Raw genomic sequence first — 13,948 nt, forward strand, 5'->3', positions numbered from 1 at the left:
TAGAACTATCTTTTAAGCTGCTGCTCGTAAGCTGGCGGATTCTGTGCCTGCGAAGCAGAATTGCACAGAATATGACAGTAGAGCTGTCTGCTTCAAAAGCTTGTTCTACAGACATTTACAATGAATTCTTGAAAATTACATATAAAACTAAAGACAAAATATTAATGAATAATATATCCATTATGATTGAACAATACTTGTTCTTTTTATATAGGATTCCAGAAACTTCATACAACTGATCAGTAATTATTCTTTCCATTTTTTTAATACTTAATGTTCTAGTTCTTTTCATTAGTTTAGATTTTGAGTTTAATGCTACATGCTCAAAATAATATAGGGAATAGTTATTCTTCTTATAATGCTTTGCATACCTTGGCTTAAGGATTTTATGTATAGAAAGAAATAGGATAGTAATTATAGAAATACAGAATATTAACCCAAAAAGAAATGTTGATATGCTAAAAAAGGATAAGTTATAGAAACTAAATTCTAAACTGTTAAAAATAGTAATGAATACAGAAATCTCTATTCCACATAATATAAGTACAGATCCTACTTTTTGATCTGTAAATCTTATTAGCTCTTGGGTATTATTGTAACTATTTAATAAAAAATCGATATCTTTCAATTTAAACTAACCTTTCATTCCATCATCTATCCATTTATCAAATGTTGATTTAACAATATTTGCATCATAAATAGTGCCATATTTATTAGTATTTCTTTTATTGAACCAATTTTTTGCCTCTTCCCCTGAATCTTTAACCATTTGATCAATTATATTATCATATGTACAATAAGAAATTACTATTGATTTATATCCATCTCTATTACCAAGAGATGATAGATTAGAAGCTTTTGTAACAGCATCGCCAATCCAAACTTTGCTATTGATACCAGTATCTTTTCTTCCAGCTTTAACAACTAGTTCCTTAGAAGTAGAGATACCAATTCCGACCTTGATGTTAGGAAAATCTTTATCATCCAGTAATTTATTAATCATTTTCATAAACGTATTGATATAAAATGACATCTGCAAAATATCATAAATATCGCTTTTCTGTGGTGTAGTGAATATTGAATATACACAGTCTCCCCTTATTCCAATTTCACGTAGATTTTCATTTTTTCTTAATATTTCTATAATTTCAGAAGAAAACGACCTTATTATTTTTGAAACCTTCTCTTTATCCTCATCAGTAAATAAATCAGAAGAATCCCTAATATCGATAAATATAGCAGTAACCCAACTATAGTAAGAGTTTGTGTATGTAAATTGATCATCGCCTGGCAATTTATCTACTTCGTTTACCTTCATTTTATTGTTGAGTATATTCTTTATTCTCGTTTTACCTTCTTTGTAATCGTAATCAGCCAATTAAACTTCCTTTTATTGTTCTACTGCGAGATATAATCTCTAACTTATATATTTCCGCACAATGTTTTTTTAATTAATATTTCTTATATATTTTGGATTATTTTTCAGATACTTTAGTACCCATGGCTGAATTGTATAAGGAAAACTTTGTAACGAACCTGGAATTCCTAATTGAGATGATCTAAAAATCAATCCCTTTGCTTCTAAACTTCCAGTTGTACCCTCACAAGGAGTCGCATGTATTGATGATAGATTTTCCTGTAAATACCGATTCATAAAGGATTTCTCATCATTTGATAATGATTTTATATGTGAACGTAGTGATTTGAAATAAAGTTGTTGCTCAATTTGATTTTGAATTATAAATCCTATGCTCAGGATAAAAAATATTGAAAAGATGGGTTTCAAAACTACTATTATTTGTTCAATTCCCATTTTCTCTAACACAATATTTGGGATAAGAAAAATTATAAAAAAATATAATAATATATAAGTTAATGAGACATGAACTGAAGGTTTAATTCTGTTAAAAAGGTTGATAATAAATTCTTTCAAATTAACAATCCTCATCTTCTTTAGAAAATGGATTTAACACAATAACTTCCTTCTTTTTAAAATCATATGTCATTATCAACTTGCCACTATACATAATATTCCCATTTTGTTTTATTACGTCTAAAACCCGAGTTTCATTCATCAAGCAAGATTCTATATATTTAGAAATAACTTCATTGGCAATTTGAAAATCTTTAAAATTAATCTCGCTTGGGAAAATAAATTTAAAATGAACCTTTGGTTGTACTTCATATAAAATAGAAAAATGATTTGAATATTTCTTTCTCACCTTTTTGGGTGAATCGGTTCCAGTATAAGTTTGAATGTTAACTATTTTATTTTTTCCTATTATTTTTTTACCCAAGCTATTAATTCCATTTTTCAATAGATAATAATGATCTTTGCCCATTTCACTAAAAAACGATTTCAAATATGGTTGTAAAATTATGACTGAAATTAATGAAGGCATTAACCACTCTATACCTGCATATGGACCTTTTTCCTGTTGTTTATATATTAGGATATCTAATTCTGAGTCTTGTAGATGTTTCTCAAAATCATCCGCCAATAGAGAAGGTAATTTTTCATTATAGATAAGAGCGATATCTTGTTTTGAAAAATCAATCTTCTCGTGATCAATAGAATCTAATTTATGGATCATTATTTGATATATCTCCTATTTCTCTTTTGTTCTGTAGAACTATCTTTTAAGCTGCTGCTCGTAAGCTGGCGGATTCTGTGCCTGCGAAGCAGAATTGCACAGAATATGACAGTAGAGCTGTCTGCTTCAAAAGCTTGTTCTACAGACATTTACAATGAATTCTTGAAAATTACATATAAAACTAAAGACAAAATATTAATGAATAATATATCCATTATGATTGAACAATACTTGTTCTTTTTATATAGGATTCCAGAAACTTCATACAACTGATCAGTAATTATTCTTTCCATTTTTTTAATACTTAATGTTCTAGTTCTTTTCATTAGTTTAGATTTTGAGTTTAATGCTACATGCTCAAAATAATATAGGGAATAGTTATTCTTCTTATAATGCTTTGCATACCTTGGCTTAAGGATTTTATGTATAGAAAGAAATAGGATAGTAATTATAGAAATACAGAATATTAACCCAAAAAGAAATGTTGATATGCTAAAAAAGGATAAGTTATAGAAACTAAATTCTAAACTGTTAAAAATAGTAATGAATACAGAAATCTCTATTCCACATAATATAAGTACAGATCCTACTTTTTGATCTGTAAATCTTATTAGCTCTTGGGTATTATTGTAACTATTTAATAAAAAATCGATATCTTTCAATTTAAACTAACCTTTCATTCCATCATCTATCCATTTATCAAATGTTGATTTAACAATATTTGCATCATAAATAGTGCCATATTTATTAGTATTTCTTTTATTGAACCAATTTTTTGCCTCTTCCCCTGAATCTTTAACCATTTGATCAATTATATTATCATATGTACAATAAGAAATTACTATTGATTTATATCCATCTCTATTACCAAGAGATGATAGATTAGAAGCTTTTGTAACAGCATCGCCAATCCAAACTTTGCTATTGATACCAGTATCTTTTCTTCCAGCTTTAACAACTAGTTCCTTAGAAGTAGAGATACCAATTCCGACCTTGATGTTAGGAAAATCTTTATCATCCAGTAATTTATTAATCATTTTCATAAACGTATTGATATAAAATGACATCTGCAAAATATCATAAATATCGCTTTTCTGTGGTGTAGTGAATATTGAATATACACAGTCTCCCCTTATTCCAATTTCACGTAGATTTTCATTTTTTCTTAATATTTCTATAATTTCAGAAGAAAACGACCTTATTATTTTTGAAACCTTCTCTTTATCCTCATCAGTAAATAAATCAGAAGAATCCCTAATATCGATAAATATAGCAGTAACCCAACTATAGTAAGAGTTTGTGTATGTAAATTGATCATCGCCTGGCAATTTATCTACTTCGTTTACCTTCATTTTATTGTTGAGTATATTCTTTATTCTCGTTTTACCTTCTTTGTAATCGTAATCAGCCAATTAAACTTCCTTTTATTGTTCTACTGCGAGATATAATCTCTAACTTATATATTTCCGCACAATGTTTTTTTAATTAATATTTCTTATATATTTTGGATTATTTTTCAGATACTTTAGTACCCATGGCTGAATTGTATAAGGAAAACTTTGTAACGAACCTGGAATTCCTAATTGAGATGATCTAAAAATCAATCCCTTTGCTTCTAAACTTCCAGTTGTACCCTCACAAGGAGTCGCATGTATTGATGATAGATTTTCCTGTAAATACCGATTCATAAAGGATTTCTCATCATTTGATAATGATTTTATATGTGAACGTAGTGATTTGAAATAAAGTTGTTGCTCAATTTGATTTTGAATTATAAATCCTATGCTCAGGATAAAAAATATTGAAAAGATGGGTTTCAAAACTACTATTATTTGTTCAATTCCCATTTTCTCTAACACAATATTTGGGATAAGAAAAATTATAAAAAAATATAATAATATATAAGTTAATGAGACATGAACTGAAGGTTTAATTCTGTTAAAAAGGTTGATAATAAATTCTTTCAAATTAACAATCCTCATCTTCTTTAGAAAATGGATTTAACACAATAACTTCCTTCTTTTTAAAATCATATGTCATTATCAACTTGCCACTATACATAATATTCCCATTTTGTTTTATTACGTCTAAAACCCGAGTTTCATTCATCAAGCAAGATTCTATATATTTAGAAATAACTTCATTGGCAATTTGAAAATCTTTAAAATTAATCTCGCTTGGGAAAATAAATTTAAAATGAACCTTTGGTTGTACTTCATATAAAATAGAAAAATGATTTGAATATTTCTTTCTCACCTTTTTGGGTGAATCGGTTCCAGTATAAGTTTGAATGTTAACTATTTTATTCTTTCCTATTATTTTTTTACCCAAGCTATTAATTCCATTTTTCAATAGATAATAATGATCTTTGCCCATTTCACTAAAAAACGATTTCAAATATGGTTGTAAAATTATGACTGAAATTAATGAAGGCATTAACCACTCTATACCTGCATATGGACCTTTTTCCTGTTGTTTATATATTAGGATATCTAATTCTGAGTCTTGTAGATGTTTCTCAAAATCATCCGCCAATAGAGAAGGTAATTTTTCATTATAGATAAGAGCGATATCTTGTTTTGAAAAATCAATCTTCTCGTGATCAATAGAATCTAATTTATGGATCATTATTTGATATATCTCCTATTTCTCTTTTGTTCTGTAGAACGCCCGCATCAGCTGCAACTTTGTCCCATAGGGTTGGCGCCCTTTTTGAGAATTCAAAAAGGGTGACAAAAAAGTTGTCAGTTGCATGCGATTGTTAGATTGCAACAATTAAATCAATATTTTTTCTATCAATGAATTTATGTCTTTATCTTCTATCTCTTTTATTGTTGTCGTATGAAACATTGAATGATGTACCTTATTAAAGAGTTCAAAAAAATTACTTAAATCAATACCGAATTTTGTTTTTGGTGGAGTAATATTTTCTGAGAATTGTATCATCTTCCATTCACCGTAATTACTGCCATCAATTTTCTGTAAAATCAAGTTAAATCCGAATTCATTATCACCAATCTTAAAACTGGTTTCAGCAAGACCAATTTGAATTATATTTTTTTCTATAAAAAAACTATCTTTTGGTTTTTGCATTATAAAACCTTGATTTCTTTGCTTTTGAAATTCTATTGATCGCTCTTTCTGCTCTTTATCATTTCTTTCAATTGCTTCATTATTCATGAATTCTATTTGTATGCTTTTGTTACCAAAAGAGATTGTCATCTTTCTTGTCGTTGAAAGTTCATTATACGATTGTTCTTTTATAGTCAATTTACCATCTTCAAGGCGTTCATTAATGGAATTAACTTTATTCTTAAATTGATTAAGTAGTTCGCTAATTTCGAAATTAATAAATTTTATCCATTCTTTCTTTTTTTCTGCTTCTTGTTGAGTTTTCAATTCAATTGCCTTGCTTTTCTGTAATGCAATATTTCCTAATTGAGCTAATCTTTCAGTGTCATTTTCATCCGTTTGATGTATTGATTTGGCACTATTAATAGCATCTATAATTTCATCAATAGTCTTATACCGTTGATTTGGCCTTTTATTTGACATTTTTTGTATGATCTGATCAAGTTTAATTAAGTTTCCATTTCGATTTTTTGAAATACTAGGAAATGGCGTAAAAAGGTGACATTCTCTCCACTCTAGTTCAGTATTTGCATTATAGGGTAGATGTCCTGTAACAATCTCAAAAAAGATAATTCCGAGGGAGTAAATATCCATTAATAAAGTATTAGAATCCCCAGTCCAACATTCAGGAGACATATATGGAATTGTTCCGCCCCCTTTAAAAGAACGAGTACGAGTTTTTTCATCAATATATTTAGCTAAACCAAAATCTGTTATGAGTAATGAATTATTCGAATCGACGAGAATGTTTTCTGGTTTAAGATCTCTATGAACGATATATTTATGGATCTCTCTCATTCCATTTAAAATATCGAAAAACATATCAAAACATCTATCTATTGATGTCTTTTCATTAATCAATGGTCGAAGATTACCATTCTCAAAATAGTCTTGGATCATAAAAAGATAATCATTTCCGTCTATTTCTATTTTTCCTGATTTTAATGATGAGACAACATTCATATGAGAAAATTTCTCACTTATATCTAGTTCCGTTTTAAGTAAAGATTCATAATCTGGTAAATCAATGAAAACTAATTTAATGACTATATCCTTACCTGATTTTTTTTCCTTTCCCTTATATATTTCTCCCATACCACCTTTTTTAAAGAAAGTAAAATCTTCATATATATTACCATTTTCATCATTAATTTCCGGAATAGTCATTTTTCCTCCAATCTGATACAAATTACATTTTTATTAGAAATAGTTTCTTGTCAATCTAACTACCAATTTACATGCGCTGGTGGCCTGGACGAAGGCCAGGTATTGGCGCCATTGTTGCCAGATAATTCATATGGAAACCAGACAAATTAACTGACTCATAAAAACCATCTCTCAGCAAAAGAACTGCAACAATGGTGACCATAACCAGTGTCAGGTACAATTTCTTGTTCTAAAGCCCATATCTACTGACCCGAGGCCATATCAGGCAAGGATCTTAATTCAACGTTTAGGCGAAGGCGAATTCCACATTCCTCTACTCCTGCCAGCCGCAGCCGGATAGGTTCCGCCAGGAATCAGTTCAACCTGGAAAAGCAGGCAATAAATTCACAATCCCACACAATATAACTTCCTCAAACCAAAAAATAATTAATAGCCTTTAGAACATAATTTCTTACTTGTTCTCTATAATTCCAGGGCCCCACTGCTCCAACCCTATCAACATGAAATATTACCGTATAACTCTGATATAAGTGCAACATATGCAATGATATTAACTTCTTATATTGATTCGGTATAATACTGGAATGCCTCTGTTATTTTACAGTGATTTCAGAATTTTCATATCAACCAAAAGGTACAAGTTGATGTCTAAAACCATAAAATATTGATCAAAAGACCATAATTTCCTGTTAATACATATGAACACATACCCAATTGCCCAAAGCTGTTTTTAGATCTGATAATTCTAAAAAACGTTTGAAGCAGGGTGATTGTTTTCCTTCTTAAACAGTTAGGGGGTATTTACAAATGACCTTTACTGAATATCTTGAAAAGAACACAAACATAAATCCCGGGGCCATTCCTTATTATCAGCAGTGGATTGTTCTGTATCAGAACTACATAAAGAAATCAGGGGAAAGTATGGTTGGCTTTCAAAAATCTCTGATGCATTTATACCAGGCCTGGCAGATTGATCAGGCCGTAGATGCTGTAAAATATTATGATTATTTTACATCCAGTCTGGAACATTCAAAGAAAATCTTGTCAGTTAATAAGGGTATTTTGCAGTGGGACTCTGCTAAGAAACAGATGCAGGAAGTGCTCCGTCTCAGGCAGAAATCTTATCAAACAGAGAAAACATATATGCACTGGTTAGTCCGCTTTTCAGAGTTTTCTGAGAAATCACCGGATAAATTGGAGAGCAGGGATTTAAAAGAGTTCATATCCTATCTGGCTGTTGAAAAAGCGGTCTCTCAATCCACTCAAAACCTGGCATTTAATGCCCTTCTTTTTTTCTATAGAAATATTATTGAGACTTCTGTTGATGGACTCGAGACAAGTATAAGATCAAAGATTCCGGCAAAACTGCCGGTTGTAATGGATAAAGGAGAAATAGAGGCCGTTTTTTCTCATCTCCCCCCTACTCACCTTTTGATGGGAGCTCTCATCTATGGAGGAGGACTGCGTCTCAATGAATGTCTTTCTCTACGCATCAAAGATCTGGATCTTAAAAAACACTGTATTACTGTTGTCCAGGGAAAAGGGAATAAAGACCGTCAGACTCTGCTACCCACAAAACTGATACCCTCCATTGAAGAGCAGATGAGTGTTTGCAAGTCTGTATACTGCAGCGACAGAAGGGAAAACAGGCCGGGTGTTTCCATTGCACCGGCCTTAAGACGTAAATATGTGAATGCTTCAACAGATTGGAATTGGTTCTGGTTGTTTCCATCAAGGGAGTTCAGCTTCTGCCCTTATACCTCACTGCCATTACGGCATCATATTCATCCTTCTACTCTGCAGCGAAGTTTTAAAACCGCCCTTAGAATTGCAGGAATACAGAAAAGAGCTACCATTCATACACTGCGCCACAGTTTTGCGACCCATCTGCTGGAGGCCGGATATGATATTAGAACGATACAGAGTTTGCTGGGACATGTCTCAGTAGAGACAACAATGATTTATACCCATGTAGCCGGCAAGAATAGAATGGGAGTTATCAGCCCCTATGATCGTTGAGAAAAAAACCCCGGATAGAACACTACCCGGGGTCAAGTTTTTTGTATAAAGAGAGAGCTATTATTTAGCGACTTCTGTGAGAGAAGAAACAAGACCTGCCAGGTTTTGAATGTCTGAAGGGATTATAATCTTAGTAGACTGACCATCAGCTACTTTTACAAGGGCTTCAAAACTTTTCAGCTTGATGACAGAATCATCAACCTGAGCCTGTTTAAGCATGGCGAGACCCTTGGCAGTAGCCTGCTGTATAGAGAGGATAGCTTCTGCTTCACCTTCTGCCTCACGGATAGCAACTTCTTTTGCGGCTTCTGCACGTAGGATAGATGATGCCTTGGCACCCTCTGCTTCCAGGATGGCTGAGGCTTTTTTACCTTCAGAAACAAGGATTGCAGAATTCTTTTCACCTTCCGCACGGATGATGGACTCACGTCTTTCACGCTCGGCTCTCATCTGTTTTTCCATGGCTTCCTGAATGTCCTGGGGAGGAAGTATGTTCTTAACTTCAACACGGTTGACCTTGATGCCCCAGGGGTCTGTGGCTTCATCCAGGATGGCACGCATCTTAGTATTGATAATATCTCTTGATGTAAGAGTCTCATCCAGTTCCAGGTCACCGATGATATTTCTCAGAGTTGTGGCTGTGAGGTTTTCAATGGCTGAAATAGGACGGTCGACACCATAGGTGAAGAGCTTTGGATCTGTAATCTGATAGTAGACAACAGTATCAATCTGCATGGTAACATTATCTTTTGTGATAACAGGCTGGGGATCAAAGTCTATTACATTTTCTTTCATTGAAACCTTGTTGGAAACTCTGTCTACCAGAGGGATCTTCACATGAAGTCCTACTTCCCAGGTACTCTGATAGGCACCAAGTCTCTCAAGAATAAATGTCTGAGCCTGAGGAACGATTCTGATATTTTTTATTAAAAGAATCAGAAAAAAGACTAGAAAGGCAATTAATAACCATGATGTATTCATCTATATACTCCTTAATATGTAAAGGCAGAATTATTCTGCCGAATTACCTACGATTAATGTGACACCCTCAATACGGATCACCTGAACCTGCTCATCAACTGTGTACTTTTTTTCTTTATCTTCAGGCCGGGCTGTCCAGATCTGTCCACCGACTTTGACCTGTCCGGGATTGTCCTGTGATACAGGGATTTGTACGATACCCTTCATTCCAATCATTCGGTCGCTGTTGGTTCTCTCTTTTCCCAGCTTCATCTTCTTGACAGCAATGGGTCTTGTGAACAAAAGCATAATGATTGAGAGAACAAGAAAGACTGTTATCTGCAGAGTGGTTGAGGGAATGAAGAAGGCTAAAATCATTGAAATAAGGGCAGCAATGGCCAGCCAGACTGTTGTGAGTCCCATTGTAAGACCCTCTATGACAGTCATGATCACGGCGATTGTCAGCCAGACCCAGGGCATGTTGTTTACGATTTCTAAAGGCATTGATATTTCCATATCTCTATTCTTACTCTCCTAGGGATATTAGTCCAGTTTTTTTTAAGACTTATAGCTAATGAATATTCAACATTATGTGATATTCTGTTCATAACCTACTGCATTTCGGGAAAAGTTTCATCTATGAACAGAAAATATTTATTATCAATAACGGCTCTTGTTCTCTTTTCTTTCTGGCTGCTATTTCCACGATTCAGCAAGGACTGGAATATACTGGAAGATGATGATTTGCTTTCAGGAAAAAAGGACTATCTTAATTCTCTTACAAGGGGTTCCCGATCACCCAATGTAATCATCATTATGGCCGATGATCTGGGGCGTAATGATATGGCCCTGTATGATGAAGTTAATGGATTCAAGACTCCCAATCTTGAGGCTCTTGCAGACACCGGTGTCTATTTCACCGATGCGAATGCCAGCTCTCCTGTCTGTGCCCCCTCCAGAGCCGGTATGCTCACGGGAAGAGTTCAGAACAGATATGGTTTTGATTCTCAGCCGATGCAGCTCTACCCTACTTTCCCGCTTCTTTATTACAGCTTCAAGTACCTTGTGGACAGCGATGAAATGCATCCTGTCCCCATGGGAAAGTTTCCGTATAAAAGGGAGATGGAAAAACAAGGTGTACCTCAAAGTGAACTCTATCTTCAGGAAGTCCTTAAGCAGTCGGATTACTCAACAGCCTTGATCGGAAAGTGGCATCTTGGTTACGGGGAGAGCCAGCATCCTTTAAACAGGGGATTTGATAAGTTCTACGGTTTTCTTGAAGCCTTCACATATTTTGCAGATCCCGATGATGAGGGGATTGTGAGCTATGAACATGATCTTTTCTGGGAGAAACATATCTGGAATAAGAAGAGAAAAGGTCCAAGTGCCATTCAGGAAGATGGTGTTGTCATCAATGAAAAACGTCACCTCACCGATGCCATCACAGAGGAATCCCTTGAGTTTATCTCATCCCATCTTGCTGGGAATTCTGAGAAGCCCTTCTTTGTACTCGCTGCCTACAATGCACCCCATACTCCCTTTCAGGAGTTACGTGAGTATTATGATCTGTTTCCTGAGATAGAGGATGAGAACAGGCGAGTCTACGGGGCCATGATCAAACATCTGGATGATGCCATAGGCAGGCTTTTGCAGGGTCTCGATGATATGGGACTCAGAGAGAATACTCTGATTATCTTTGCAAGCGATAACGGTGGTGCCAGTTATACCCTGGCCACAGAGAACGGCGAACTGGCCGGGGGGAAACTAACTCAGTTTGAAGGGGGGCTGGAAATTCCATTTATCATGAGTTGGCCCGGTAAAATACCCCGAAATACGAACTATGACAGCCCGGTGACCCTGATTGATACCTATTCTACGGTTCTTGAAGCCATTGAGATTGATCTTCCGGAAGACCGGATACTGGACAGTGTGAATCTGATTCCCTTTGTTCTTGGTGATAGTAAGGAAGAACCCCATGATGCTCTGTTCTGGAAAAGCGGATTTAACCTTTCGATCCGTAAAGATGGCTGGAAGCTTATGTATAATAAAAATAATGGGGAATATCAGCTTTATAATCTGATCCTTGACCGCTCTGAATCTCAGGATCTTTCATCCCGATACCCGGAGCATTCCCAGGAACTTCTAAAAGAGGTCCTGGAGCTGGAATCTCAATGTAAACCGGCCATGTGGCCCAGGGTCATGGACTTTGAAATCGAAGTAAACGGAAAAACCTACCTATTTGCCACATGAGACAGTGCATAGACATGACCGGGTTTCAGATTGAGTATATCTTCAGAGACCGAAGGGAGCAGACTCTCCAGGAACTTAGAAATTCCAGACATCCGGATTCCCTGGATACTGCCTAATACATCATCCATATTCAGAGGCTCTTCCTTGTGGTACTCCACTCTGTAATCATCAAGCCGGGCTAGAAGCGCCGCCGATTCAATGGCCTGATTCAGTGTCCCTGTATGATCTGCAAGCCCATTGGCCAATGCTTCGTTTCCGGTCCAGATTCTCCCTTCTGCCAGAGGCTTAAGAGAGCCGACCGACATGCTTCTGCTCTCGGCCACAAGGTCTAGGAACTGAGTATATGTCTGGTTTACTGTGGTCTGGAATACCGACCGGGACTGTTCGTTCAGTGGCTGATCAAGTCTTCCCTGTCCACTCATCCAGGTTGTCCCGACCCCATCGGAATGGAGATTCAGAGTCCCCTCTGTAAATCCTGAGATTTGAGGAACCATAGTAAATACACCGATGCTACCCGTGATTGTGCCGGGTGCCGACCATATTTCATCGGCTGCAGAGGCAATCCAGTAACCACCGGAAGCCGTAACGCCCCCCATCGAGACGACAATGCGGGTACCCTTCTTTTTCATTTCAACAAGCTTTCTGCGGATCAACTCCGAGGCAAAAGCACTGCCGCCGCCTGTATCAAGGCGAAGTACCAGGGCTGCTATATTTTTATCTTCAGAAATACGGTCAAGAGTGTTCACCACAGTGTCTGAGCCGATAGACCAGGGTCTCGATTCACCGCCGTGAATCTGACCGGAAGCCGTAAGGACGTATACTTCTTTTTCTCCCGGAATGGCTCCATCCTGTACAGGATGGTAATCTCCGCCCCAGATCATATCTTTACGCTCAGAACCTGTGAGTCTGACCAGCTCCTTATCCAGTTCAATGGGAGTGAGGATTCCATCTATAAGAGAAGCCTTCAATGCAGCCTCGGCTTCACTGTTCTCAGCTCCCTTAATCATATCCGGATATTGTGCTATCCAGTTTTTCAGATCATCAGATGAAAGCTCCCTGTTTATGGCCAGAGTACTCAGATACTGGTCCCAGAGCTCATCAAGCCAGCGCTGGTTCTCCCTCTTCATATCCCGAGACATTTCCGAGGCTATGTAGGGCTCACCGTATGACTTGAACTCTCCCGCATGGAAATAGGCCATCTCAAGATTCCATTTCTCCATGGCATCGGCATAATAAGTTCTGTAGACCGAGTATCCCGGGAGGCTGACGCTCCCCATTGGATCCATATATACCTCATCAGCCGTCGAAGCCAAAAGAGCGGCATAAAGATTGTAATATGATGACCATGCAATAATCTTCTTATTCGTTGACTTGAAATACTGAAGATCAGATTCAAGTTCCTGCAAGGCTGCCAGAGAGGCATACTGCAGTCCTGAAAGATCCAGAAAAAGACTGCTGATTCTCTCATCCTTCGCTGCTGTTCTTATCGATCTTGAAAGATATAACAGGGGTGTTTCTGTGACATTGCCCGTAAATGAGCTCATCCAGTCAGCCATGGGCTCTGAATCATTACGCTCAACGATTGTGCCCACCGGCTGAAGCATCAATACCGATCCCTGAGGAATATTGACCCTGGAAGGAATAAGAGAATATATGACGGCAACCACAAGACCCCAGAATATAAGATTGAGAATCAGTTTGCGGATAAAGTCTATTGATGAGAAAAATATGGAGAAGAATCCTCTTCTTCCTGAAGTTTTATTCATGCTGCAGGGCTCCCTGAAATTCAAAACTCTTATTTAGAATATAGAAAATATCTCTGTCAG

General features: G+C 36.0%; 12 protein-coding genes. 2 read left to right on the forward strand and 10 right to left on the reverse strand.

Annotated elements, in window-relative coordinates; translation table 11 throughout:
- Nucleotides 1-634: 634 nt before the first annotated feature.
- From DV872_RS16170 to DV872_RS16205, 7 genes are all read right to left on the reverse strand, one after another.
- Complete coding sequence (locus DV872_RS16170; protein WP_114630990.1) at nucleotides 635-1,378, reverse strand: adenylate/guanylate cyclase domain-containing protein; 744 nt, start codon at nucleotides 1,376-1,378, stop codon at nucleotides 635-637.
- 69 nt (nucleotides 1,379-1,447) lie between these two features.
- Nucleotides 1,448-1,933 (reverse strand): super-infection exclusion protein B, encoded by a 486-nt coding sequence (locus DV872_RS16175; protein WP_158547008.1) that lies wholly within the window; start codon nucleotides 1,931-1,933, stop codon nucleotides 1,448-1,450.
- 1 nt (nucleotide 1,934) lies between these two features.
- Nucleotides 1,935-2,594 (reverse strand): hypothetical protein, encoded by a 660-nt coding sequence (locus DV872_RS16180; protein ID WP_114630992.1) that lies wholly within the window; start codon nucleotides 2,592-2,594, stop codon nucleotides 1,935-1,937.
- A gap of 668 nt (nucleotides 2,595-3,262) precedes the next feature.
- Nucleotides 3,263-4,006 carry an adenylate/guanylate cyclase domain-containing protein gene (locus DV872_RS16190; RefSeq protein ID WP_114630990.1) on the reverse strand — a complete coding sequence of 248 codons (744 nt, stop codon included), beginning with the start codon at nucleotides 4,004-4,006 and terminating at the stop codon, nucleotides 3,263-3,265.
- Nucleotides 4,007-4,075: 69 nt separating this feature from the next.
- On the reverse strand, nucleotides 4,076-4,561 hold the full coding sequence (locus DV872_RS16195) for a super-infection exclusion protein B (protein ID WP_158547008.1): 486 nt from the start codon (nucleotides 4,559-4,561) through the stop codon (nucleotides 4,076-4,078).
- 1 nt (nucleotide 4,562) lies between these two features.
- On the reverse strand, nucleotides 4,563-5,222 hold the full coding sequence (locus DV872_RS16200; RefSeq protein WP_114630992.1) for a hypothetical protein: 660 nt from the start codon (nucleotides 5,220-5,222) through the stop codon (nucleotides 4,563-4,565).
- A gap of 147 nt (nucleotides 5,223-5,369) precedes the next feature.
- On the reverse strand, nucleotides 5,370-6,893 hold the full coding sequence (locus DV872_RS16205; RefSeq protein WP_114630993.1) for a serine/threonine-protein kinase: 1,524 nt from the start codon (nucleotides 6,891-6,893) through the stop codon (nucleotides 5,370-5,372).
- Nucleotides 6,894-7,700: 807 nt separating this feature from the next.
- Between DV872_RS16205 and DV872_RS16210 the strand changes: the two genes are divergently transcribed.
- Nucleotides 7,701-8,912: an integron integrase gene (locus DV872_RS16210; RefSeq protein WP_114630994.1), complete on the forward strand. Its 1,212-nt coding sequence runs from the start codon at nucleotides 7,701-7,703 to the stop codon at nucleotides 8,910-8,912.
- A gap of 60 nt (nucleotides 8,913-8,972) precedes the next feature.
- On the opposite strand, the gene DV872_RS16215 is transcribed toward DV872_RS16210, so the two are convergent.
- Both DV872_RS16215 and DV872_RS16220 read right to left on the reverse strand, forming a co-directional pair.
- A complete protein-coding gene (locus tag DV872_RS16215) occupies nucleotides 8,973-9,893 on the reverse strand; it encodes an SPFH domain-containing protein (protein WP_114630995.1) in 921 nt (306 codons plus the stop codon).
- Between the two features lie 30 nt (nucleotides 9,894-9,923).
- Nucleotides 9,924-10,388 (reverse strand): NfeD family protein, encoded by a 465-nt coding sequence (locus tag DV872_RS16220; RefSeq protein WP_114630996.1) that lies wholly within the window; start codon nucleotides 10,386-10,388, stop codon nucleotides 9,924-9,926.
- A gap of 123 nt (nucleotides 10,389-10,511) precedes the next feature.
- Here DV872_RS16220 and DV872_RS16225 point away from each other — a divergent pair, with 123 nt between their 5' ends.
- Complete coding sequence (locus DV872_RS16225) at nucleotides 10,512-12,122, forward strand: sulfatase-like hydrolase/transferase (protein ID WP_114630997.1); 1,611 nt, start codon at nucleotides 10,512-10,514, stop codon at nucleotides 12,120-12,122.
- On the opposite strand, the gene sppA is transcribed toward DV872_RS16225, so the two are convergent.
- Nucleotides 12,104-13,888, reverse strand: a complete 1,785-nt coding sequence (sppA, locus tag DV872_RS16230) for a signal peptide peptidase SppA (RefSeq protein WP_114630998.1) — start codon at nucleotides 13,886-13,888, stop codon at nucleotides 12,104-12,106. The genes DV872_RS16225 and sppA overlap by 19 nt on opposite strands.
- Nucleotides 13,889-13,948 lie beyond the last annotated feature (60 nt).

The sequence above is a fragment of the Oceanispirochaeta sp. M1 genome, from assembly GCF_003346715.1.
Taxonomy (GTDB): domain Bacteria; phylum Spirochaetota; class Spirochaetia; order DSM-2461; family DSM-2461; genus Oceanispirochaeta.